Annotated in this window: 23 protein-coding genes and 1 pseudogene; 10 read left to right on the plus strand and 14 right to left on the minus strand. The window is 61.2% G+C overall.

The window, feature by feature from the left end; all coding sequences use genetic code 11:
* Positions 1-96: 96 nt before the first annotated feature.
* The 3 genes from IB266_RS20370 to IB266_RS20380 all read right to left on the minus strand — a co-directional run bounded on the left by IB266_RS20370 (position 97) and on the right by IB266_RS20380 (position 3,023).
* The gene (locus IB266_RS20370) at positions 97-972 is read right to left on the minus strand and encodes a hypothetical protein (RefSeq protein ID WP_060738831.1); all 876 of its coding nucleotides are present in this window, start codon (positions 970-972) and stop codon (positions 97-99) included.
* Between the two features lie 106 nt (positions 973-1,078).
* Positions 1,079-2,071 carry an NAD-dependent epimerase/dehydratase family protein gene (locus IB266_RS20375; RefSeq protein ID WP_192262229.1) on the minus strand — a complete coding sequence of 331 codons (993 nt, stop codon included), beginning with the start codon at positions 2,069-2,071 and terminating at the stop codon, positions 1,079-1,081.
* Positions 2,072-2,114: 43 nt separating this feature from the next.
* Entirely contained in the window at positions 2,115-3,023 is a 909-nt protein-coding gene (locus IB266_RS20380) for a LysR family transcriptional regulator ArgP (protein ID WP_060738833.1), read from the minus strand.
* Positions 3,024-3,120: 97 nt separating this feature from the next.
* On the opposite strand from IB266_RS20380, the gene IB266_RS20385 reads away from it, so the two are divergent.
* The 4 genes from IB266_RS20385 to IB266_RS20400 all read left to right on the plus strand — a co-directional run bounded on the left by IB266_RS20385 (position 3,121) and on the right by IB266_RS20400 (position 8,442).
* Complete coding sequence (locus tag IB266_RS20385) at positions 3,121-3,723, plus strand: LysE/ArgO family amino acid transporter (protein ID WP_192262230.1); 603 nt, start codon at positions 3,121-3,123, stop codon at positions 3,721-3,723.
* A 175-nt stretch (positions 3,724-3,898) separates the two neighbouring features.
* A complete protein-coding gene (locus IB266_RS20390; RefSeq protein WP_060738835.1) occupies positions 3,899-4,495 on the plus strand; it encodes a superoxide dismutase in 597 nt (198 codons plus the stop codon).
* Positions 4,496-4,789: 294 nt separating this feature from the next.
* A complete protein-coding gene (locus IB266_RS20395; RefSeq protein ID WP_060738836.1) occupies positions 4,790-6,841 on the plus strand; it encodes a putative bifunctional diguanylate cyclase/phosphodiesterase in 2,052 nt (683 codons plus the stop codon).
* Positions 6,842-7,098: 257 nt separating this feature from the next.
* Entirely contained in the window at positions 7,099-8,442 is a 1,344-nt protein-coding gene (locus IB266_RS20400; RefSeq protein ID WP_192262231.1) for an imelysin family protein, read from the plus strand.
* A 289-nt stretch (positions 8,443-8,731) separates the two neighbouring features.
* On the opposite strand, the gene IB266_RS20405 is transcribed toward IB266_RS20400, so the two are convergent.
* The 4 genes and pseudogenes from IB266_RS20405 to IB266_RS20420 all read right to left on the minus strand — a co-directional run bounded on the left by IB266_RS20405 (position 8,732) and on the right by IB266_RS20420 (position 10,987).
* Complete coding sequence (locus IB266_RS20405) at positions 8,732-9,970, minus strand: RNA polymerase sigma factor (protein ID WP_192262232.1); 1,239 nt, start codon at positions 9,968-9,970, stop codon at positions 8,732-8,734.
* A pseudogene (locus tag IB266_RS20410) lies at positions 9,970-10,065 on the minus strand (polyketide cyclase); the annotation flags it as partial. The gene IB266_RS20405 and the pseudogene IB266_RS20410, both read right to left, overlap by 1 nt.
* Positions 10,066-10,140: 75 nt before the next feature.
* The gene (locus IB266_RS20415; protein ID WP_192262233.1) at positions 10,141-10,485 is read right to left on the minus strand and encodes a YciI family protein; all 345 of its coding nucleotides are present in this window, start codon (positions 10,483-10,485) and stop codon (positions 10,141-10,143) included.
* Positions 10,486-10,552: 67 nt separating this feature from the next.
* Entirely contained in the window at positions 10,553-10,987 is a 435-nt protein-coding gene (locus IB266_RS20420) for a YybH family protein (RefSeq protein ID WP_060738840.1), read from the minus strand.
* A 140-nt stretch (positions 10,988-11,127) separates the two neighbouring features.
* Between IB266_RS20420 and IB266_RS20425 the strand changes: the two genes are divergently transcribed.
* Complete coding sequence (locus IB266_RS20425) at positions 11,128-11,613, plus strand: GNAT family N-acetyltransferase (RefSeq protein ID WP_192262234.1); 486 nt, start codon at positions 11,128-11,130, stop codon at positions 11,611-11,613.
* A 133-nt stretch (positions 11,614-11,746) separates the two neighbouring features.
* Here IB266_RS20425 and IB266_RS20430 read toward each other — a convergent pair whose 3' ends face one another.
* Positions 11,747-12,235: a GyrI-like domain-containing protein gene (locus IB266_RS20430; protein ID WP_192262235.1), complete on the minus strand. Its 489-nt coding sequence runs from the start codon at positions 12,233-12,235 to the stop codon at positions 11,747-11,749.
* Positions 12,236-12,315: 80 nt separating this feature from the next.
* Positions 12,316-12,978, minus strand: a complete 663-nt coding sequence (locus tag IB266_RS20435; protein ID WP_060738843.1) for a LysE family translocator — start codon at positions 12,976-12,978, stop codon at positions 12,316-12,318.
* Positions 12,979-13,186: 208 nt separating this feature from the next.
* Here IB266_RS20435 and alaC point away from each other — a divergent pair, with 208 nt between their 5' ends.
* Positions 13,187-14,404, plus strand: a complete 1,218-nt coding sequence (alaC, locus tag IB266_RS20440; RefSeq protein ID WP_192262236.1) for an alanine transaminase — start codon at positions 13,187-13,189, stop codon at positions 14,402-14,404.
* Between the two features lie 162 nt (positions 14,405-14,566).
* Here the strand turns inward: alaC and IB266_RS20445 are convergent, their stop codons facing one another.
* Both IB266_RS20445 and IB266_RS20450 read right to left on the minus strand, forming a co-directional pair.
* On the minus strand, positions 14,567-15,919 hold the full coding sequence (locus tag IB266_RS20445) for a GntP family permease (RefSeq protein WP_060738845.1): 1,353 nt from the start codon (positions 15,917-15,919) through the stop codon (positions 14,567-14,569).
* A gap of 91 nt (positions 15,920-16,010) precedes the next feature.
* Positions 16,011-16,544 (minus strand): gluconokinase, encoded by a 534-nt coding sequence (locus IB266_RS20450; protein WP_092203878.1) that lies wholly within the window; start codon positions 16,542-16,544, stop codon positions 16,011-16,013.
* A gap of 216 nt (positions 16,545-16,760) precedes the next feature.
* Between IB266_RS20450 and IB266_RS20455 the strand changes: the two genes are divergently transcribed.
* The 3 genes from IB266_RS20455 to IB266_RS20465 all read left to right on the plus strand — a co-directional run bounded on the left by IB266_RS20455 (position 16,761) and on the right by IB266_RS20465 (position 19,198).
* On the plus strand, positions 16,761-17,792 hold the full coding sequence (locus tag IB266_RS20455) for a LacI family DNA-binding transcriptional regulator (protein WP_060738847.1): 1,032 nt from the start codon (positions 16,761-16,763) through the stop codon (positions 17,790-17,792).
* A gap of 159 nt (positions 17,793-17,951) precedes the next feature.
* On the plus strand, positions 17,952-18,488 hold the full coding sequence (locus IB266_RS20460) for a hypothetical protein (protein ID WP_192262237.1): 537 nt from the start codon (positions 17,952-17,954) through the stop codon (positions 18,486-18,488).
* A 290-nt stretch (positions 18,489-18,778) separates the two neighbouring features.
* The gene (locus tag IB266_RS20465; protein ID WP_192262238.1) at positions 18,779-19,198 is read left to right on the plus strand and encodes a GNAT family N-acetyltransferase; all 420 of its coding nucleotides are present in this window, start codon (positions 18,779-18,781) and stop codon (positions 19,196-19,198) included.
* 121 nt (positions 19,199-19,319) lie between these two features.
* Here IB266_RS20465 and def read toward each other — a convergent pair whose 3' ends face one another.
* The 3 genes from def to IB266_RS20480 all read right to left on the minus strand — a co-directional run bounded on the left by def (position 19,320) and on the right by IB266_RS20480 (position 21,171).
* Entirely contained in the window at positions 19,320-19,859 is a 540-nt protein-coding gene (def, locus tag IB266_RS20470) for a peptide deformylase (RefSeq protein WP_060738850.1), read from the minus strand.
* Positions 19,856-20,806, minus strand: a complete 951-nt coding sequence (locus IB266_RS20475) for a YihY/virulence factor BrkB family protein (protein WP_192262239.1) — start codon at positions 20,804-20,806, stop codon at positions 19,856-19,858. The genes def and IB266_RS20475 overlap by 4 nt, the downstream gene beginning before the upstream one ends.
* A 173-nt stretch (positions 20,807-20,979) precedes the next feature.
* Complete coding sequence (locus IB266_RS20480) at positions 20,980-21,171, minus strand: CsbD family protein (protein WP_192262240.1); 192 nt, start codon at positions 21,169-21,171, stop codon at positions 20,980-20,982.
* A gap of 196 nt (positions 21,172-21,367) precedes the next feature.
* On the opposite strand from IB266_RS20480, the gene IB266_RS20485 reads away from it, so the two are divergent.
* Complete coding sequence (locus tag IB266_RS20485; protein WP_060738853.1) at positions 21,368-21,745, plus strand: hypothetical protein; 378 nt, start codon at positions 21,368-21,370, stop codon at positions 21,743-21,745.
* The last annotated feature ends 44 nt before the right edge of the window (positions 21,746-21,789 follow it).

Genomic DNA, 21,789 nt, shown 5'->3' on the forward strand with positions numbered 1-21,789 from the left:
CTCCCACACTGTAGGGTGCTGACCCTGTGGGAGCGAGCTTGCTCGCGATAGCGGCGGCACATTCAGAAATGATGCGCACTGACGCGCACAAACGGCTTATTGAGCCCCAGCGCGGAGTTGCTGCTGCAAGTTCTGGATCTGCGCCTGCAACGTGTTGATGTTACGGGTGACCTGGCCGCGGAAGGCGTCGAACTCGGCTGTGTTGCCGCCCTTGTCCTGCTGGCTCTTGAGCACGATCACGTCCTGCTCCAGGCGGTCGATGGCAGAGTTGGAGGTGGCTCTTTTCAGGGCGGTGATGTCAGCACCGATGCTCTTGAGCTGGGCATCCAAGGCACCACCCTCGCCCTGGCTCTTCAGGGCGGTCACTTCTGCCGCCAGCGCCTTGACCTGGGCTTGGAGTTCCTTGTTGGACGCTTGCAACTGCGTGTTGGTGTTCTGCTGTTCCGAGGCCTGGGCGATGAGCTGGGCCAGTTCCTTGTCCAGGTCGGCAGAGGGGCCGAACGTGGCCTGCTGTAGTTTGTACTGCTCCTGCAGCTTGCCGTCGAACTGCCGCCCCTGTTCCTGCAGCTTGGTGTCCAACTGTTTGATCTGCAGCTTCAAAGCCTCACTGTCGCTCATGACGTTGGACTGCCCGGCGACCACCTTGCCGGAAATGTCCTGCAAGCGCCCCGCCGCATCCTCACTGATCCGGGCGAAGCTTTCCTGGGTCGCCACCAGTTGCTGCTCCATCAGGGAAATCTGCTGGAAGCTCCACCAGGCCAGAAAACCGAATGCACACAGCAGCGCGCCGACCAACGCCCACAGTGGCCCGGTGCTGGCCCCCTTGACCTTGGCCGCGGCAACGGGCGCCGGGCGCGCTTGCACGTGGGGCTGGCGGCTGGGCATGAAATCATCGTCATCGGGAATGTCGGCCCGCATCCGCAGGCTCGGTACATCATCGAAGTCGTCGTTGGCATCGTTACGCATGGGCATGGTTCGACCTTTGGGAAACCGATAATGGCTTGATGCGGCGAGTATAACCCTCTCGCCCGCCGCACCGATTGACCCCGAACCTGGCACTCGGTTCATGATGGGCCGATCAGCGGGCTGTTTGGACACCCCACCAGGCGCAAAATTCATCGAGGGCGGTCCACAGGCTGACCTGCGGATCGTAATCGAGATAATGCCGGGCGCGACTGATATCCAAGGTGAAATTTTTGTTCATGACCTGCATGCCCAGGCGCGACAGCGTCGGTTCGGGGCGGCCTGGCCACAACTTGCAGAATCCTTCATTCAGGGCCGCGACGCTGTAAGCCAAGCCGTAGGAGCGATAACGTCGGACCTGTGGGACTTCCATCTGGCGCATCACATAGTTGACCACGTCCCACAGCGGGACCGGTGCACCGTTGCTGATGTTGTAGGCCTTGCCCAGGGCTGAATCGGTGGCCAGCAGACTGCTGAGCAACGCTTCGTTGAGGTTCTGCACACTGGTGAAGTCCACCTTGTTCAACCCGTTGCCGACAATGGCCAGTCGTCCCTTGCGCTGCATTTTCAGCAGGCGCGGGAAAATGCTCATGTCACCGGCACCGGTCACGAAACGCGGGCGCAGGGCCAGCACTTCGAGGCCGAACTCCTGGGCGCCGAAGACTTTCTGCTCGGCCAGGTACTTGGTCGCGGCGTAAGGGTGCTTGAAGCGCTTGGGCACCTGTTCTTCGGTCAGCCCGAGGTGGTCACGGCCGTCGAAGTAAATGGACGGCGAGGACAGATGAACCAGGCGGCGCACCTTCTGCTTGAGACAGGCTTCGACGACATTTTCCGTGACTTGGACATTGCCCTGGTGGAAGTCCTGGTAGCGGCCCCACAGCCCCACGGAGCCGGCGCAATGCACCACGGCCTCGACATCCAGGCACAGGTCGCGGGCCAGCAGAGGGTCGTTCAGGTCGCCTTGGACGAACTGCGCACCGCGACGCACCAGATGTTCCACGCTCTCGGCCCGGCGACCGTTGACCCGTACATCCAGGCCCTGCTCCAGGGCGAAACGCGCAAAGCGCCCGCCAATGAAGCCGCTTGCGCCGGTGACCAAAATCTTCATGCATGCTCCTAAAAAATCAGATTCGAGCTACAAGCCACAAGCTTCAAGCCAAGCGCTTTTCACTTACCGCTTGCAGCGTGCTGCTTGCCGCTGCGATCAATCGCTCAGTCAATAAGCCGAGCAACTGCCCACCATTGCGCCAATGATGCCAGTACAGCGGCACATCGATCGGTTTATCTGCCAACAATTCCACCAGCACGCCTCGTTCCAGCTGTTCGCGCACTTGCAGCTCTGGCACCAGCCCCCAGCCCAACCCCACCTCGGCAAGACGGATGAAGCCCTCGGAGGAGGGGCATAAATGATGCTCGAAACCGCCCTCCACGCCCACGGACGCAAGGTAGCGATGCTGCAGGAAATCATCCGGGCCAAACACCAATGCCGGCGTGCGAGCCAGTTGATCGGCCCGCACGCCGTCGGGAAAGTGCCGGGCGATGAAGGCCGGGCTGGCCAACGCCCGGTAGCGCATCGCCCCCAGCAACACGCTGCGAGCCCCCGCCACCGGGCGTTCGCTGGCGCAGACACAGGCCGCCACTTCACCGGCGCGCATGCGTTTGAGGCCCACGGTCTGGTCTTCTACCACCAGGTCGAGCAACAGGTGATGGTCGGCGCAGAAATCTCCCACGGCAGCAGCCCACCAGGTTGCCAGGCTGTCGGCGTTCAAGGCGATGCGCAGACGCTCCGGCAGCCCCTCTTCATCCAGCGCCGGCACCAGGCTCTGCAGGTCGCGCTCGAGCAACCGCACCTGTTGCACGTGGTTGAGCAACCGACGGCCGATTTCCGTGGGCGCTGGCGGTGTGGCACGCACCAGAACGGGCTGCCCGACACGCGCCTCCAGCAGCTTGATCCGTTGGGAAATGGCCGATTGCGACAAACCCAGCACTTGGGCCGCGCGCTCGAAACCGGCCTGCTCGACCACGGCGGCCAGGGCAGAGAGCAATTTGTAATCGAACATCAGTTTTCCTAATGAGCAATCAGCAATATTGGTTTTTCTTATACAACTCGCCACAGGAGAATGGCCAGCAATTCATCAACTGACCGGGGATAAAACGATGTGGCAAAGCTATGTGAACGGGCTCTTGGTGGCCCTCGGGCTGATCATGGCCATCGGCGCCCAGAACGCATTCGTGCTGGCCCAGAGCCTGCGCCGCGAGCACCACTTGCCGGTCGCGGCGCTGTGCATCGTCTGCGACGCCCTGTTGGTCGCCGCCGGGGTGTTCGGCTTGGCGACCTTGCTCGCCCAGAGTCCGTTACTGCTGTCGATTGCCCGTTGGGGCGGCGCGGCGTTCCTGCTCTGGTACGGCAGCCTGGCCTTGCGCCGGGCCTGTTCGAAGCAGAGTCTGCAACAGGGCGAGAACCAGGCTGTGCGCTCGCTGCGGGCAGTCTTGCTCAGCGCGCTGGCGGTGACGCTGCTCAACCCCCACGTCTACCTCGACACCGTGCTGCTGATCGGTTCCCTCGGAGCCCAGCAGAGCGTGCCCGGCGCCTATGTGGTGGGCGCGGCCAGTGCCTCGCTGCTGTGGTTCCTCACCCTGGCCATCGGCGCCGCATGGCTGGCTCCCTGGCTGGCCCGTCCAAGCACCTGGCGGATCCTGGACCTGTTGGTGGCGGTGATGATGTTTACCGTGGCGATGCAATTGATTGTCGCCGGCTGATTATTCCAAACCGCTCTGGAACCTCTATTCCACACAGTTGTTGCGTGGTTATGCCGCACCCCCGGTGCTATGATCCGACTCCTGCGCCGCAAAGAGTACAAACTCCCCGGCGCTAGTCTGGCCGCCCGTGATCGGCCTTGCGCTCACCGCAACTGACCTGATTAGGAGAATCACCATGGCTTTCGAATTGCCGCCGCTGCCCTATCCACACGACGCACTGGCGCCACACATTTCCAAAGAAACACTGGAATACCACCACGACAAGCACCACAACACCTACGTCGTGAACCTGAACAACCTGGTGCCTGGCACCGAGTTCGAAGGCAAGACCCTGGAAGAAATCGTCAAGACTTCCTCGGGCGGTATCTTCAACAACGCCGCTCAGGTCTGGAACCACACCTTCTACTGGAACTGCCTGGCGCCAAACGCCGGCGGTCAACCAACCGGCGCCCTGGCTGAAGCCATCAACAAGGCATTCGGTTCGTTCGACAAGTTCAAGGAAGAATTCAGCAAGACATCCATCGGCACCTTCGGTTCCGGCTGGGGCTGGCTGGTGAAAAAGGCTGACGGCTCCCTGGCCCTGGCCAGCACCATCGGCGCCGGCAACCCGCTGACCAGCGGCGACACCCCGCTGCTGACCTGCGACGTGTGGGAACACGCCTACTACATTGACTACCGCAACGTTCGTCCGAAATACGTCGAAGCGTTCTGGAACCTGGTCAACTGGAAATTCGTCGCCGAGCAGTTCGAAGGCAAAGCCTTTACTGCCTAAGCTCGATGCCAGACAAAGGAAACCCGGCGCCGTGCCGGGTTTTTTTTGCGCGACAAAATTGATCGCCAGGCAAATACCTCGTGTCTGGAATCCAAGAAAAAATCCCGACGGGCCTCAAGTTGCGGTGCCTTTCAACCGACACAATGGTCGTAGAGCAATCACTCTGGAAAGAACGTATATCGGTCAGGTTTCAAGCGAAAACCCTTGTGTTTGATTGTCCCTTTGACTGACATCACAGGATTGCCAATACTCATGGCAACTTGACGCTACCCGCACGGAACAAGGAACCACTCTTTGAAGCTGGAACTCAAGAACAGCTTGTCTGTGAAGTTGCTCCGGGTCGTGCTCCTTTCGGCATTGATCGTTGGCATGGTCTTGAGCTGCGCCCAGATCGTGTTCGATGCCTACAAAACCAACCAGGCCGTCGCCAGTGACGCCCAGCGTATCCTCGACATGTTCCGCGATCCATCGACCCAGGCCGTCTACAGCCTGGACCGGGAAATGGGCATGCAAGTGATCGAAGGCCTGTTCCAGGACGAAGCCGTGCGCATGGCCTCCATCGGCCATCCCCGCGAAACCATGCTCGCCGAAAAAACCCGCCCCTTGCAGCACTCCGAAAGCCGCTGGCTGACCGACCTGATCCTGGGCAAGGAGCGCACCTTCACCACGCAGCTGGTGGGACGTGGCCCCTACAGCGAATATTACGGCGACCTGAGCATTACCCTCGACACGGCCACCTACGGCGAAGGTTTCATCGTCAGCTCGGTGATCATCTTCATCTCCGGAATGCTGCGGGCCCTGGCCATGGGCCTGGTGCTGTACCTGGTCTATCACTGGCTACTGACCAAGCCGTTGTCGCGGATCATCGAACACCTGACCGAAATCAACCCCGATCGCCCCAGTGCGCACAAGATCCCGCAGTTGCGCGGCCACGAGCAAAACGAACTGGGCCTGTGGATCAACACGGCCAACCAACTGCTCGAATCCATCGAGCGCAACACGCACCTGCGCCACGAAGCGGAAAACAGCCTGCTGCGAATGGCCCAGTACGACTTCCTCACCGGGCTGCCCAACCGCCAGCAACTTCAACAGCAACTGGACAAGATCCTGGTGGACGCCGGACGCCTGCAACGTCGGGTGGCGGTGTTGTGTGTAGGGCTGGATGATTTCAAGGGCATCAACGAACAGTTCAGCTATCAGACCGGCGATCAGTTGCTGCTGGCCCTGGCCGATCGCCTGCGGGCCCACAGTGGGCGGCTCGGCGCACTGGCGCGGCTGGGGGGCGACCAGTTCGCCCTGGTCCAGGCCGACATCGAACAGCCTTACGAGGCCGCCGAACTGGCCCAGAGCATCCTCGATGACCTGGAAGCGCCGTTCGCCATCGACGATCAGCAAATCCGCCTACGGGCCACCATCGGCATCACCCTCTTCCCCGAAGACGGCGACAGCACCGAGAAACTGTTGCAGAAAGCCGAGCAGACCATGACCCTGGCCAAGAGCCGCTCGCGCAATCGCTATCAGTTCTACATTGCCAGCGTCGACAGCGAGATGCGCCGCCGTCGTGAACTGGAAAAAGACCTGCGCGAGGCCCTGGCCCGCGAGCAGTTCACCCTGGTGTACCAGCCACAGATCAGCTACCGCGACCTGCGGGTGGTGGGCACTGAAGCCCTGATCCGCTGGCACCATCCCGAGCACGGCCTGGTGCCGCCGGACCTGTTCATTCCCCTGGCCGAGCAGAACGGCACCATCATCGCCATTGGTGAATGGGTGCTGGACCAGGCGTGCAGGCAATTGCGCGAATGGCACGACCAGGGTTTCCTCGACCTGCGCATGGCGGTCAACCTGTCGACAGTGCAATTGCACCACGCCGAACTGCCACGGGTGGTGAACAATCTCCTGCAGATGTACCGGCTGCCGCCGCGCAGCCTGGAGCTGGAGGTCACCGAGACCGGCCTGATGGAAGACATCACCACCGCGGCCCAGCACTTGCTGAGCCTGCGTCGCTCCGGGGCGCTGATTGCCATCGATGACTTCGGCACCGGCTATTCGTCCCTGAGCTACCTCAAGAGCCTGCCGCTGGACAAGATCAAGATCGACAAGAGCTTCGTCCAGGACCTGCTCGACGATGAAGACGACGCAACCATCGTCCGGGCCATCATCCAATTGGGCAAGAGCCTGGGGATGCAGGTCATTGCCGAGGGCGTCGAGACGGTCGAGCAGGAAGCCTACATCATCGCCGAGGGCTGCCACGAAGGTCAGGGCTACTACTACAGCAAACCACTGCCGGCACGGGAATTGGGCCTTTACCTGAAGCAGGCCGAGCGCAGCAAGGTGTCCATCCTCTGACTCCTCTCTTCTGCCACGTCCTGTAGGAGCTGGCGAAGCCTGCGATCTTTTGATCTTTCGCTCCAGACTCAATTGGCCGTGGAAAGATCGCAGCCTCGCTTCGCTTGGCAGCTCCTACAGACGCTGCCGATCCCTTCATTAAATAAGAAATATTTACAAGCATAACCCTTTACACATAATGCAAATCTTTCGCATTATGTCGCAGTTTTGCGCACCCTCGCGCCTGTCCCATCCATCACCGAAGCAGGATGTTCGCCATGATTCGTATGCCCCTGGCTACCGCCAGTCTGCTGGCCATCGCTATTTCCCTCGCCGGTTGCGGCGAAGGCAAAGACAAGGCCGCCGCGCCGCAAGCGCCAACGCCGGCCGCCAGCACCTCGGCACCGGTCGCCCCTGCTGCTGCCGGCAAAGTCGACGAAGCCGCCGCCAAGGCCGTTGTCGCGCACTATGCCGACATCGTCTATGCCGTCTACAGCGATGCCGAATCCACTGCGAAGACCCTGCAAACCGCCGTCGACGCGTTCCTGGCCAAGCCGAACGCCGATACCTTGAAAGCCGCCAAGGCTGCCTGGGTCGCCGCACGCGTACCGTACCTGCAAAGCGAAGTGTTCCGCTTCGGCAACACCATCATCGACGACTGGGAAGGCCAGGTGAACGCCTGGCCCCTGGACGAAGGCCTGATCGACTACGTCGACAAATCCTACGAGCACGCCTTGGGTAACCCGGGCGCCACCGCCAACATCATCGCCAATACCGAAGTCCAGGTTGGCGAAGACAAGGTCGACGTCAAGGACATCACCCCGGAAAAACTCGCCAGCCTGAACGAGTTGGGCGGTTCCGAGGCCAACGTCGCCACCGGCTACCACGCCATCGAATTCCTGCTGTGGGGCCAGGACCTCAACGGCACCGGCCCGGGCGCCGGCAATCGCCCCGCTTCGGATTACCTGGAAGGCGCCGGTGCCACTGGCGGCCACAACGACCGTCGTCGTGCCTACCTCAAGTCCGTGACCCAACTGCTGGTCAATGACCTGCAGGAAATGGTCGGTAACTGGAAGCCGAACGTGACCGACAACTACCGCGCCACCCTGGAAGCCGAGCCGGCCGAAAGCGGCCTGCGCAAGATGTTGTTCGGCATGGGCAGCCTGTCCCTGGGTGAACTGGCGGGCGAGCGTATGAAGGTGTCCCTGGAAGCCAACTCGCCGGAAGACGAACAGGATTGCTTCAGCGACAACACCCACAACTCGCATTTCTACGATGCCAAGGGCGTGCGTAACGTGTACCTGGGCGAATACACCCGGGTCGACGGCACCAAGATGACCGGCGCCAGCCTGTCGTCCCTGGTCGCCAAGGCCGACCCGGCCGCGGACACCGCGCTCAAGGCCGACCTGGCCGACACCGAGGCCAAGATCAAGGTCATGGTCGATCACGCCAACAAGGGTGAGCACTACGACCAGTTGATCGCCGCCGGCAACACTGCCGGTAACCAGATCGTGCGCGACGCCATCGCCGCGCTGGTCAAGCAGACCGGCTCGATCGAACAGGCTGCGGGCAAACTGGGCATCAGCGACCTGAACCCGGATAACGCTGATCACGAGTTCTGATCAACGCCGGCTGGCTGCGGGTCAACGCAGCCAGCCAAGCCACAAAACCTGTGGGAGCGAGCTTGCTCGCGATAGGGGTCTATCAGTCGATATTGATGTTGGCTGGTCTACCGCCATCGCGAGCAAGCTCGCTCCCACAGTGGTTTCTGGTGTTTCAAAAATGCGAGATCAGTCATCACTGCCCTTGTGGGAGCGAGCTTGCTCGCGATGGGGGCATATCAGTCGACATTTGATGTGTCTAATCCTTCCGCTATCGCGAGCTCGCTCCCACAAGGGGCGTCACTGTGGTTCATGGCTGCAACCCGGCAAGCCGTCCTTCGATAAACCGCCGTTCCGGCAACTGCTGCGTCAGTTCGAGCGCGCGGCGGTACGCCGCCCTCGCCTCGTCCACTCGTCCCAGTTGACGACAGAATTCCGCCTGCGCCGAATAGGCCAGGTGATAGTCGAGTAATTCCCCACGCTCCAGGATCGCCTCGACCAGGCGCAAGCCGACTTCCGGTCCGTCACGCTTGGCCAGGGCAGCGGCGCGGTTGAGTTCGATCACCGGCGACGGCACGGCCCGCAGCAGCACATCATAAAGCCCGACGATCTGCGGCCAATCGGTCTGCTCAGCCGTCGGCGCTTCGGCATGCACCGCCGCAATCGCCGCTTGCAGGCAGTACGGCCCGAACCGTCGGGTTTTCAACGCGGCTTCCACCCACGCACAGCCCTCGGCGATCAGCTCGGCATCCCATAAGGATCGCACCTGCTCATCCAGCAGAATCAGTTCACCGGTCGACGACGTTCGCGCCGGGCGCCGGGATTCGTGCAGCAGCATCAACGCCAGCAACCCCATGACCTCGGCCTCGGGCAGCAACTCCATCAGCAGACGCCCGAGACGGATGGCTTCGCGCGTCAGGTCTTCGCGAGTCAGCTCGGCGCCCATCGAGGCCGAATACCCTTCGTTGAACACCAGGTAGATCACCCGCAGAACGCTGTCCAGCCGCTCCGGCAGTTCCGAGCGGGACGGCACCTGATAGGGGATCCTGGCATCGCGGATTTTCGCCTTGGCCCGCACGATGCGCTGGGCAATGGCCGCCGGGGCGGCGAGGAACGCCCGGGCGATTTGCTCGGTGGTCAGGTCGCAGACTTCCCGTAGCGTCAGGGGCACCTGGGCATCCGCCGCCAGGGCCGGGTGGCAACAGGTAAAAATCAGCCGCAGGCGATCGTCTTCCACGTCTTCGTCACTCCACGGATCCTGCTCCAGCGCTTCGAGTTGAGCGATCAACAACGGTTGGGACGCGGCGAAACGCGCGCGCCGGCGCAAACTGTCGATGGCCTTGAAGCGCCCGGCAGACACCAGCCAGGCCCGTGGGTTGTCCGGCACACCGTCGCGCTGCCAGCGCTCGACCGCAATGAAAAAGGCCTCGTGCAAAGCCTCTTCCGCCAGATCGAAGTCACCCAGCAGGCGAATCAGCGTCGCCAGGATCCGCCGCGAGTCTTGCCGATAAACCTGCTCGACCCGCGCCTTGACCGTTTCGACCGACATCAGTCGGGCATGCCTTGGGTAACCAGTGTCTCAAGCCGGCCCAGGCTCTGGCCCCAACCCTCAGGGAAACCCATGGCGTCCTGTGCCTGGCGATCGATTACCCGGCTGATGGATAACGCGTAAGGGGCAGCTGTGAGGTTCATGAATGAAATCCTGTTTGTGATTGTTGTTCAGGGGTTCAGTTGGCGTACCGGTCGCACTTCAACGCAGCCGACCCGGGCCGCCGGGATATTGCCGGCGATCTGGATGGCTTCGTTGAGGTCCTTGGCGTCGATCAGGTAAAAGCCCGCCAGTTGCTCCTTGGTTTCGGCGAACGGGCCGTCGGTGATCGACAGCTTGCCGCCACGCATGCGCACCGTGGTGGCGGTTTGTACCGACTCCAGGGCTTCGGCGGCCAGCATGCGCCCACTGCCCTGGATCGATTCGGCATAGGCCATGCATTCGGCGTCCTCCGGGCTGTCGGGCGAGTTGTGCAGCGTCTGTTCGTTGCTATACACCAGGCATAGGTACTTCATGGAAGGCTCCGTGTTCGGACAGATCAACTATGGACGGCAGAATGACGCTCGGCGAAAAAACCGACGATCAGGGTTGCAGGTCGAACAGCGCCGTCCCGGCCATCGGGTCGAACGGAGCGGACCAATGTTCATGGACGATCCGCCATTGTCCGGCTACACGCTGGTAACAGGCCGTCACACGCATCCAGCAGGCCTGTTCCTCGCCTTTCTCGTTGGTGCCGCCGCAATAGGCCAGCCAGTGGGCGAAGGCGATGTTGTCGGCCGGGGTAATCTTGACCTGATGAAAGTCGAACTTGTGCGGACCGGGGCACATTTCCATACACGCTTGCCAATGGGCCCGGTAAGCGGTCTTGCCCTTGAATTGCAGGGCCTGGATGGCATCGAACGAGACAATGCTCTCGTCATAGAGCGCCATGACTTTTTCGACGTCCTTGGCCATGACGGCCTGGCGGTAGGTGTCGATCAAGGCCTGGATCTGGGTTTCAGTGGCTTGGGTATTCATGGTGATTCTCCGCAGTTTTTTGTTGAAGACACCCTTTGTCGTTTGGAGAAACAGCGAATCGACAATCCAACAAAAATAATTCAAAGAGAAAATTCGCTAGAATCCAAGTCCTATCCTGCCGGCAAACGTTGGACGTTTCTGTGACCGCTCGACTCGTCCCCTACGAAGACCTGACTGCGCTGCAACGCGAACAGATCAGCGCCATCGAACTCCACCCCGAACAGATCAAGTTCGCCGGCGATATCCATGGCGCCCTGCACATGCTGCTGTCCCGGCCCGGCCCGGGGGTCAAAGGCTTTGCGCTATTGGCTGGGGACGTGCCAGTGGCTTTTCTGCTGCTCAAGCGCCCGCCGGTACTGCCGGCCTGGGCCAACGAACACAGCGCCACCCTGCATGCCTTGCAAGTCGACCACCGGGCCCAGGGCAAAGGGTATGGCAAGGCCTGCCTGCAGGCGCTGCCCGCCGTGGCACGAGCCGCTTGGCCGGACATCCACGGATTGGAGCTCTCGGTCGATCCCGATAACGTTTCGGCCATTGGCCTGTACGCCCGCCTGGGCTGGGTCGACAGTGGCGAAGCCTACAAGGGCCGCATCGGTTATGAGCGGCGGATGGGGTTGGTGTTCTGACAAACAGAATCAACGATCGATAGGCGCCGAATGTGGGAGCGAGCTTGCTCGCGATAGCGGTGTTTCAGTCAACATCAAAGTAGCTGACCTGACGCTATCGCGAGCAAGCTCGCTCCCACAGGGGACTGCCCGATCAGCTTGGCTTGAGCGGGATCCAGATCTCCAGGGTGCCTTGGCCGGTTCTGGGGTTGAAGTCTTCACTGTAGCGCTCGAATTCAGGCTGATCCGCCGCTTCGTAACCGGAATGGGGCAGCCACTCTTTCCAGATGTATTGGAACGTATCCGGCAGTTTTTTCAATGGCCCTTTGTGTTCGAAGACCGCGTAATGGCCTGGCTGGATTTCGATCCAGCGATATTGCTCCGGCAAATCGTCGAGCCGGCTGATTTCCACGCCGGCGATGTATTCGAACCCACCCTTCCCGTCCGGGTTGCAACACACACCGTAGGTCACTTCATCTTTCTGCCCTGGCACCTTACCGAGCCAGGGCAGGAACTTTTCCCAGAGCAAAGGGATGTCTTGGGCGGTGTCCTGGGTAAACCGAGCACCAAAGCCGGCGATAAGCTGAAAACGTCCCTGTTCAAAGCGTGGCACGGCTGTGTAATCGCGTTCGGGCTTTTCCATGCGGCAACACTCCAGCAAAACGTGAAGTCGGGCTTGGCAGTATAGAAGCCAAACCGTGATTGCCAGGGCCGTTTCGCTTGTCAGATGCCAGGCAGGGCCGCGGTGACGGCGCTTCCTACAAACTCGTTGTAGCCAGAAACAATCACGTACACCGCGAAATAACAGAAGATCGCGGCGGATGCCCAATAGGAATAACGCAACAATTTATCCCCCAACAGTTTGCCACCCTGGGTCGCCGCCAGGCACAAGGCTGCGCACCACAGCAGCCCGGCGCAGAGAAAACCACTGAGAAACAGCGCCGAGCTGAGCAAGGTTCCGCCGCCCGAACGGGCAATCAGCGTACCGCCCACCGCCGCGAACCAGAGAATGGCACTGGGCGATGACATGGCCAGGAAAATCCCGCGCAAGAACTCCTGGCGCGAAGAGTTGCCCTGCACTTCACCGGCCTCGGCCAATACAGCGCTGTGATAGATCGCCGAGTGGATCATCTTGGCCGCGAAGTACAGCAACAGCACCGAGCCGCCGACCCACAGCACCCAGCGCACCGCTTCGTATTGCAGCAGCACGGTCATGCCGGCCAAGGCCAGGACGGCGTAGATCAGATCGCCCACGCAGGTGCCCAGGCCCAGGGCGAACCCCTGGAAATAGCCGCGCTGCATCGCCAGGGTGATCATCGCGATATTGGCCACGCCAATGTCCAGGCACAGCGAAAGGCTCAGCAGGAAGCCGCTGGAAAATTCCATCATTCGTTCCATCAGGATTGGGTGAGACAGGTTCAACAAGCCGCTGCGACCATCGATGGCGCCGCGGCCAGGGCGACAGTGTCGTCGAAAATAGTTCGCCGCGGCTACTGGACAATCCGACATCCGCCCGATTATCTTGCGCCGCAGGCCACCGCAGTGGCCAACGTCGCTCGGACGGTTCCGGGCGCTCACGTATCTCGAGGCAACAATGGCCGAACAAGGTTCGCCGCGCCGCTTTGCGCGCATCGATCGACTCCCCCCGTATGTATTCAATATCACTGCCGAGCTGAAGATGGCTGCGCGTCGGCGCGGCGAAGACATCATCGACTTGAGCATGGGTAATCCCGACGGCGCCACGCCTCCACACATCGTGGAAAAACTGGTCACCGTCGCCCAGCGTGAAGACACCCACGGTTATTCCACCTCCAAAGGCATCCCGCGCCTGCGCCGCGCCATTTCGCGCTGGTACAAGGACCGCTATGAGGTGGACATCGACCCGGAAACCGAAGCCATTGTCACCATCGGTTCCAAGGAAGGCCTGGCCCACCTGATGCTGGCCACCCTGGACCAGGGCGACACGGTGCTGGTGCCCAACCCCAGCTATCCGATCCACATCTACGGTGCGGTGATCGCCGGCGCCCAGGTGCGCTCGGTGCCGTTGGTGCCAGGGGTGGATTTCTTCGACGAACTGGAACGGGCCATTCGCGGCTCGATCCCCAAGCCGAAGATGATGATCCTCGGCTTCCCATCCAACCCCACCGCCCAGTGCGTGGAGCTGGACTTCTTCGAGCGGGTCATCGCCCTGGCCAAGCAGTACGACGTGCTGGTGATCCACGACCTCGCCTACGCCGACATCGTGTACGACGGCTGGAAAGCCCCGTCGATCATGCAAGTGCCGGGGGCGAAAGACATCGCGGTGGAGTTCTTCACCCTGTCCAAGAGCTACAACATGGCCGGCTGGCGCATCGGGTTCATGGTGGGCAACCCGGAACTGGTCAACGCCCTGGCGCGGATCAAGAGCTACCACGACTACGGCACCTTCACGCCGCTGCAAGTGGCCGCCATCGCCGCCCTCGAAGGCGACCAGCAATGCGTGCGCGACATCGCCGAGCAGTACCGCCAGCGCCGCAACGTGCTGGTCAAGGGCCTGCATGAGCTGGGCTGGAAGGTGGAAAACCCCAAGGCGTCGATGTACGTCTGGGCCAAGATTCCCGAGGCCTATGCGCACCTGGGTTCGTTGGAGTTTGCCAAGAAGCTGCTGGCCGAAGCCAAGGTCTGCGTCTCGCCGGGGGTGGGATTCGGGGAGTATGGGGATGATCACGTGCGCTTTGCGCTGATCGAGAACCAGGACCGGATTCGCCAGGCGGTGCGTGGGATCCGTGGGATGTTCAGGGCGGATGGGTTGGTTCACAAAACCAACGGCTGAGACAAAAACCCAATGTGGGTATTTCCCTGGATTTGTTGATCACCAGAAACCAGTGTGGGAGCGGGCTTGCTCGCGAAGGCGATATAACATTCAACCTATTTGTTGACTGTCAGTCCGCCTTCGCGAGCAAGCCCGCTCCCACATTGACTACAGTGTTGTCGGTTAGACCACCAGCGACAGCAGCAGGATAAAGATCAACCCCACCACCGACAGGATGGTTTCCATCGCGGTCCAGGTCTTGAAGGTCTCGGCCACGGTCATGTTGAAGTACTGCTTGACCAGCCAGAAACCCGCATCGTTGACGTGGGACAGGATCAACGAACCGGCACCGGTCGCCAGCACCAGCAGCTCACGGTTCACACCCGGCATCATCCCCACCACCGGCACCACGATACCGGCACCGGTAATGGTCGCCACCGTCGCCGAACCTGTGGCGATACGGATCACGGCGGCCACCAGCCAAGCCAGCAGGATCGGCGAGATCTGCGCACTCACCGCCATGTGACCGATCACATCGCCCACGCCGCTGGTGACCAGCATCTGCTTGAAGCCACCACCGGCACCGATGATCAGGATGATCGCGGCGGTCGGCGCAAGGCTGGCGTCCAGCCATTTGAGCATCTGGCTGGAACCGATGCCCTGCTTGTAGCCGAAGGTGTACAGCGACAGCAACAACGCCAGCAGCAAAGCCGAGATCGGGTGGCCGATCATGTCCATCCAGGCACGGAAGAGGTTGCCGTCCGGCAGCGCCACGTCAGCGAAGGTCTTGAGCAGCATCAGGAACACCGGCGACAGCACGGTGATCAGGGTGATGCTGAAGCTTGGCAGCTCGGCGGCGCTCGTCTCGCGGGCCAGTTGGTCCACCAGCTCCTGGTTCGGATGGCCGGGGATGTGCTTGGCAATGAACGTACCGAAGATCGGGCCGGCAATGATGGCGGTCGGCAGCGCGACGATCAGGCCATAGAGAATGGTCTTGCCGATGTCAGCGCCAAATATGCCAATCGCCAGCAACGGCCCCGGGTGCGGCGGCACCAGGCCGTGGACCGCGGAAAGACCGGCCAGCAGTGGGATACCGATCTTGATGATCGACACGCCGGTGCGGCGCGCGACGATGAACACCAGCGGGATCAGCAGCACGAAGCCGATTTCGAAGAACAGCGGGATGCCCACCAGGAAGGCGGCGAACATCATCGCCCACTGCACCTTGTCCTTGCCGAAGGCGCGGATCAGGGTCTGGGCGATCTGATCGGCCCCGCCCGACTCGGCCATCATTTTGCCGAGCATCGTGCCCAGCGCCAGGATGATGCCGACAAAGCCCAGCACGCCACCGAAGCCGTCCTGGAACGCCTTGATGATGGTGCCGGTCGGCATACCCGACGTCAGGCCGAGGAACGCGGCGGCGATGGTCAGCGCAATGAACGGGTGGAATTTGAACTTGGTGATGAGGACGATGAGTCCGATCACCGTGACCACTGCATCAAGCAGTAGGAACGTCTCGTGGGACATGCCGAACATGGGAGGTGTCTCCTGATTTGTTGTTGTTATTGAAGCAGTTATTTATGAGTCGTCGGGACAGCGCTATCTTTCTGACGCAAATTTTTGAAACTCAGCTGGCCAGCTTCAAACCGTGGGCCAACCACCAGACGTAAGCCTGCTGTGCCAGTTCGTCAACGCTGTGGCTGGACGCGTCCAGAGCCAGGGTCAGGGGCTCGCCGACAGGGGATTCAAGGGTGGCGAACTGGCTGTCGATCAGGGTCGACGGCATGAAATGGCCGGGACGATGGGAAACGCGGTCAGCGGCCACTTCAGGGGTCAATTCAAGGAATACGAAGCCCAGGCCGGGCAAGGCGCTGCGCAGACGCTCACGATAACTGTGCTTGAGGGCCGAGCAGGTCAGCACCGGACGCTCGCCCGTGGCGTCGACACGGCGCAACTCGTCGCACAGGCTGTCGAGCCAGCCGGCACGGTCGTCGTCGTTCAAAGGGATACCGGCACTCATCTTCTGGATGTTGGCCGCGGGGTGGAACGTGTCGCCTTCGATGGCGGTGGCGCCGCTCAACTGGCACAGGGCCTGGCTGACGCACGTTTTGCCGCAACCGGCAACGCCCATGATGACCAGGGCGGAGATGGGATTGTTCATGTAACACCTCAGCGCGCAGACAGCGCTACCTTTGCCAGTTATGACACCGCAGCAAAAGCAGAAGTTGCCGACGCCTTCTTGTCATTTTTGTGGTTGCAGCATGTTCGTTCACGACACCCACGGACGAGGGATCAGGCAACCCCCGCTCACGCATTTGCAGCGGCGTCGAGACAGCGCTACCTTAGTACCTTGATTTTTGTTTGGCAAGCCGCCCTGATGACCGTCCCTAAAAACGATAAGAATACTCGCACCACCGGTCGCCCCACGCTCAACGAAGTCGCACGCCTGGCCGGTGTCAGCCCTATCACCGCCTCCCGTGCCCTGCGTGGCGTCAGCACCGTCGCCTCGGAACTGGTGGAAAAAGTCCGCCAGGCCGCCGTGGAACTCAACTACGTCGTCAATCCCGCCGCCCGCGCCCTGGCTTCGGCCCAGAGCCATTCGGTGGTGGTGCTGGTGCCGTCGTTGTCCAACCTGTTGTTCATCGACACCCTGGAAGCCATCCATCGGGTGCTGCGGCCCAAGGGCTTTGAAGTGGTGATCGGCAACTACCACTACTCCCGGGACGAGGAAGAAGACCTGTTGCGCAACTACATGGCCTATCAGCCTCGGGGGTTGCTGCTGACCGGTTTCGACCGCACCGAAAGCGCCCGCCGCATGATCGAGGCCAGCAATATCCCATGCGTGTACATGATGGAACTGGACCCCGGCGCCGGGCTCAATTGCGTCGGTTTTTCCCAGCTCAAGGCTGGCGAAACGGCGGCCGAGCACTTGATTTCCAAGGGCCGCAAGCGCCTGGCCTACATCGGCGCGCAACTGGACCAGCGCACCCTGCTGCGCGGTGAAGGCTTTCGCCGCGCCCTGCAACAAGCCGGTTTGTATGACCCGGACCTGGAACTGCTGACCCCGCGTCCATCCTCGGTGGGCCTGGGCGGGGAATTGTTCCTGCAATTGCTCGGCAGCCACCCGGACGTCGATGCGATCTTCTTCGGCAACGACGACCTGGCCCACGGCGCCCTGTTCGAAGCATTGCGCTGCGGCATCAAGATCCCCGAGCAGGTCTCGGTGCTGGGCTTCAACGACCTGCCCGCCTCGGCCCATATGGTGCCGCGCCTGAGCAGCATCAGCACCCCACGGGAAGCCATCGGTCGCCGCGCCGCCGAACAGATGCTGACACTGATGGCCGGCAACCGCATCGCGCAGCCGGTGGTGGACCTGGGTTTCGAGCTCAAGGTTCGCGAAAGCACCTGAGGCGCCACGCTCAAGCGGTCGATCCATGCCGTCCGACGGCAAGGGTTGGCCGCCCCGCTCGCCGAGCGCTTGTCCACACCCCTTGGAATACGGGCCTTGCGAAGGCGGCATGGGAATTGCTCCTGCCCATCGCTCAGCCATTACCTACAGGTGTTCATCATGTTGGTCAGTGCCAAACAGCAAGCGATGGTCTTGCCACTCAAACGCCCGGGCGAGGATCCCACCGCCGAAGCCGCCAGCGGCCTGCAAAGCGCCGCGTTGCAGGCGTTGCGCGATAACGTCCAGGCCCAGGCCAGCCAGGGCAGTGCCCAGGTCCAGGATTCCTTCACCCAGCGAGCCACGCAACAGGTCAATGCCGCCACCGCCATCAGCGACAAGGTGGATGAGGCGTTCGCCAAGACGCGCGTGCAATTGCAGACCGTGGCTTCCACGACACTCGGCGGCTCTGCCACTGCAGAGTTCAAGGACTACATGAGCAAGACGCCCGAAGAGCGCCTGCGCGACAGCATTCTCGAAGAAATGGGCATTACCGAGGAAGAGTTCGAGGCGATGCCGCCCGAGAAGCAGATGGCGGTCAGCCAGGAGATTGCCCAGCGCATGCAGGACAAGTCAGCGATAGCCCAAGTGGAAAAGGCCCAGGAGAGCCGCACGGGCGACAAAGCCGCGGCCACGGACATGTTTCTCGCCTCGCTTTGAGCCTCGGCACAGGGCAGAGCATTTGAGCTGGGGTGACCGCCCCAGCTCAACCTGAGGCCCGCCAAGGCGGTACCGGTTCAATGACCGAACAGGTTCACCTTCTTGGTTTTCTTGTCGGCGCGCTTTTCATCGGCAGTCTTCGCCGGTTTTTTCTTTGCCGCTTTTTTTGAATCCATGCCTTTGGCCATGATACGTACTCCAGTCATACGGGATGTGAAGTCAGGTATACACCTATCGCCGCACTCGCGTTCTTTTATAATCGCCTCCTCCTTCTGCGCCACGACCCCGCCATGTCCGAAATCCATTACGCAGCGCTCGAAGCATCGCTTTGGCCGCTGATGAACAAGTTTTACCGCACCCACCAATCCTCGATGAAAGCAGTGCGTGACGCGCAGCTGTGGGTGGCACGGCGCGATGAGATCGTCGCCGCCCTGTGCTTGCGGCCAGTGTCGGGCGGGCATTGGTTGACGGGGTTGTTCGTCGACCCGGCGTACCGCGTCCAGGGCATAGCCGCGCGATTGATCGCTGAAGCGGTGAACGGGGTGGACAAGCCGGTGTGGCTGTTCTGTCACCCGGACTTGCGCGGCTTTTATGAGCGGCGTGGTTTCAGTTTCGACCCTGAACTGCCCTATGCGATGGCCGAACGCCTGAGCCGGTATGCCCGCAGCAAGCCGATGATTGCGATGGGGTGGGAGCCTGCAAAACCCTGAATCAACGCAGTCCATTGTGGGAGCGAGCTTGCTCGCGATTGCGTCAGGTCAGCTGCATCAATGGCGGCTGACACACCGCCATCGCGAGCAAGCTCGCTCCCACAGGGTTCAGGGGTGGGTATCAATCGTCGGCGGTGGGGTCCAGGTCCGGGAACATCACTTCGGTAAAGCCGAACTTGCTGAAATCAGTGATGCGCGACGGGTACAAGCGCCCGATCAGGTGATCGCATTCATGCTGCACCACCCGCGCATGGAAGCCCGACGCGTAACGCACGATCGGCTCGCCCTTGGGATCGAAGCCTTCATAGCGGATGTGTTGGTAGCGCTCGACCGCACCGCGCAAGCCCGGCACCGACAGGCAACCTTCGAAGCCCTCTTCCATCTGCGGGCCCAGGGGGGTGATAAGTGGGTTGATCAGGATGGTCTGGGGCACCGCCTCGGCGTCGGGGTAACGCTCGCTGTGCTCGAAGCCGAAGATCACCAGTTGCAGGTCGATGCCGATCTGCGGCGCCGCCAGGCCGACGCCGCCGACACTTTCCATGGTCTGGAACATGTCGTCGATCAATTGCCACAATTCCGGGCTGTCGAACATTTCGGCGGGCACCGGCGGGGCGATGCGCAGCAGGCGTTCGTCGCCCATTTTCAGGATTTCACGGATCATGGTCGGGCTTCGTCAGGGTGGGTTTGAGGGATGGAATGGTCGCGCCCCAGGCCCGACACATGCTGTTTTTCGTGCTCGCCCGCGCTCTTTTCACCCGGGTTCTTGCCCTCGCTGGACATGTGCTCGATCACCGCATTCATTTCCGCGCCGAGCAACAGCACCGCCGAAGAAATATAGAAATACAGCAACAACACAATGATCGCGCCGATGCTGCCATACATGGCGTTGTAGTTGGCAAAGGTCTTGACGTAAAACGCGAAGCCCAGGGAAGCGATGATCCACACCACCACCGCCAGCACCGACCCCGGCGTGATGAAGCGAAACTCCTGCTTGACGTCGGGCATCACGTAATAGATCAGCGCCACGGCCACCATCAGCAAGAACACGATCACCGGCCAGCGCACGATCGTCCAGAGCGTGACGATGAACTCTTCCAGGCCGACTTGGGCCGCGATCCAGCCCATCACCTGCGGCCCGAGCACCATCAGCGCCGCAGCGGCCAGCAGCATGCCGGCGATGCCGACCGTGTAGAAAATCGACAGGGGGAAGCGCTTCCAGGCCGGACGGCCTTCCACCACGTCGTAGGCGGCGTTCATCGCGCTCATCATCAGCCGCACGCCCGCCGAAGCGGTCCACAAGGCAATGACGATACCCACTGACAACAAGCCACCCTTGGATTGCTGAAGCTGGTCGATCACCGGGTTGACCTGCTCCAAGGCCTGGGGCGGCAGCACCAGCTCCGATTGCAGGCGCAGCCAGGAGAAGAAGTCCGGCAGGTGCAGGAAACCGATCAGGGCGATCAGGAAGAGAATGAAGGGGAACAGCGAAAACAGCATCTGGTAGGCCAGTGCCGAGGCGTAGGTCGACATCTCGTCGTCGAGAAACTCGGTCACGGTACGCATCATCACACGATGCAAAGGTAAGCCTTTCAAGGCCGGAAACATCATGTGCGTCTCCTTTCGCCGCAAAAAAGGAAGGTCGCCTGGCGACTCATGGGGTTGTTATCCAAGACAAAGTAACCTGTTTGGCGACTTTGGAACAATTTCCCCGGTGCAAGTTCGAGCCGACATGAAAACGGCCACCCGCAGATGACCGTTCCATTCGCTTTACTACAGGCGGGTTAAGCCTTGTCGATGCCTTTCTTGAGCGCATCCTTGGCCTTGCCCACGGCTTGTTGGGCCTCGCCTTTTTTCTCCTGGACCACGCCCTCGGCGCGCATGCGGTCATTGTCGGTGGCCTTGCCGACGCCTTGCTTGATGTTGCCAACGGCTTCGTTGGCAACGCCCTTCACTTTATCGCTCGTGCTACCCATGATGTCTCTCCTGTGAACAACGGTACGAAAAGTCATTACATAAGGGTTGACCGGGGCCGTTTGCCGGGAGTTTCATTTTTTTCAGCGGCACATTTCATTGCCGAATGCAGGTTGCACTTTATGTTTGTCGATCAACCCCCGAGAATGCCCCACGTATTCAGGCTGTGGCTTGAAGCTCCAACCCCGTAGGAACGTTATGAAACTCGATAAAAAGCAGGCCATCGCCCGCAGGAACCAGGAACTGGGCGGCGCCGTACTGGGCGTCAACAACTGCCATTTCAGCGAATTGAACCGCAACCGCAACATCTTCTGGTTCGATATCCCGGTGGCGCGCCTGGCCATCGGTCAGTACGAATGGATCCACCTGCTGCTGCACACGCCGGCCACCGATGAGCTGCTGCACTTGAAGGTGCCGACCGTGTTCCTGCGGGAAAAAATGGAAGGCCTGGAAGTGCGCAACCAGGGCAAACGCAAGGCCGCCCTGAGCCTGGAGCTGAGCGCCGACAAGGACGCCTACCTGCAGGACATGCGGCCGGGTGGCACCAACCTGGATTTTGCGCAGTTCCGGTTGTAACCGGACCCGAGAAGCACCGGTTCCCTGTGGCGAGGGAGCTTGCT

Origin of the sequence: Pseudomonas sp. Pdm06, assembly GCF_014851795.1 — a bacterium.
GTDB lineage: Bacteria > Pseudomonadota > Gammaproteobacteria > Pseudomonadales > Pseudomonadaceae > Aquipseudomonas > Aquipseudomonas fluorescens_AA.

Excerpts from the sequence above, each read along its gene's own strand:
- IB266_RS20370 (WP_060738831.1), bottom strand. The coding sequence starts at position 972 with ATGCCCATGCGTAACGATGCCAACGACGACTTCGATGATGTACCGAGC.
- IB266_RS20375 (WP_192262229.1), bottom strand. The coding sequence starts at position 2,071 with ATGAAGATTTTGGTCACCGGCGCAAGCGGCTTCATTGGCGGGCGCTTT.
- IB266_RS20380 (WP_060738833.1), bottom strand. The coding sequence starts at position 3,023 with ATGTTCGATTACAAATTGCTCTCTGCCCTGGCCGCCGTGGTCGAGCAG.
- IB266_RS20385 (WP_192262230.1), top strand. The coding sequence starts at position 3,121 with ATGTGGCAAAGCTATGTGAACGGGCTCTTGGTGGCCCTCGGGCTGATC.
- IB266_RS20390 (WP_060738835.1), top strand. The coding sequence starts at position 3,899 with ATGGCTTTCGAATTGCCGCCGCTGCCCTATCCACACGACGCACTGGCG.
- IB266_RS20400 (WP_192262231.1), top strand. The coding sequence starts at position 7,099 with ATGATTCGTATGCCCCTGGCTACCGCCAGTCTGCTGGCCATCGCTATT.
- IB266_RS20405 (WP_192262232.1), bottom strand. The coding sequence starts at position 9,970 with ATGTCGGTCGAAACGGTCAAGGCGCGGGTCGAGCAGGTTTATCGGCAA.
- IB266_RS20415 (WP_192262233.1), bottom strand. The coding sequence starts at position 10,485 with ATGAAGTACCTATGCCTGGTGTATAGCAACGAACAGACGCTGCACAAC.
- IB266_RS20420 (WP_060738840.1), bottom strand. The coding sequence starts at position 10,987 with ATGAATACCCAAGCCACTGAAACCCAGATCCAGGCCTTGATCGACACC.
- IB266_RS20430 (WP_192262235.1), bottom strand. The coding sequence starts at position 12,235 with ATGGAAAAGCCCGAACGCGATTACACAGCCGTGCCACGCTTTGAACAG.
- IB266_RS20435 (WP_060738843.1), bottom strand. The coding sequence starts at position 12,978 with ATGGAATTTTCCAGCGGCTTCCTGCTGAGCCTTTCGCTGTGCCTGGAC.
- alaC (WP_192262236.1), top strand. The coding sequence starts at position 13,187 with ATGGCCGAACAAGGTTCGCCGCGCCGCTTTGCGCGCATCGATCGACTC.
- IB266_RS20445 (WP_060738845.1), bottom strand. The coding sequence starts at position 15,919 with ATGTTCGGCATGTCCCACGAGACGTTCCTACTGCTTGATGCAGTGGTC.
- IB266_RS20450 (WP_092203878.1), bottom strand. The coding sequence starts at position 16,544 with ATGAACAATCCCATCTCCGCCCTGGTCATCATGGGCGTTGCCGGTTGC.
- IB266_RS20455 (WP_060738847.1), top strand. The coding sequence starts at position 16,761 with ATGACCGTCCCTAAAAACGATAAGAATACTCGCACCACCGGTCGCCCC.
- IB266_RS20460 (WP_192262237.1), top strand. The coding sequence starts at position 17,952 with ATGTTGGTCAGTGCCAAACAGCAAGCGATGGTCTTGCCACTCAAACGC.
- IB266_RS20465 (WP_192262238.1), top strand. The coding sequence starts at position 18,779 with ATGTCCGAAATCCATTACGCAGCGCTCGAAGCATCGCTTTGGCCGCTG.
- def (WP_060738850.1), bottom strand. The coding sequence starts at position 19,859 with ATGATCCGTGAAATCCTGAAAATGGGCGACGAACGCCTGCTGCGCATC.
- IB266_RS20475 (WP_192262239.1), bottom strand. The coding sequence starts at position 20,806 with ATGATGTTTCCGGCCTTGAAAGGCTTACCTTTGCATCGTGTGATGATG.
- IB266_RS20480 (WP_192262240.1), bottom strand. The coding sequence starts at position 21,171 with ATGGGTAGCACGAGCGATAAAGTGAAGGGCGTTGCCAACGAAGCCGTT.
- IB266_RS20485 (WP_060738853.1), top strand. The coding sequence starts at position 21,368 with ATGAAACTCGATAAAAAGCAGGCCATCGCCCGCAGGAACCAGGAACTG.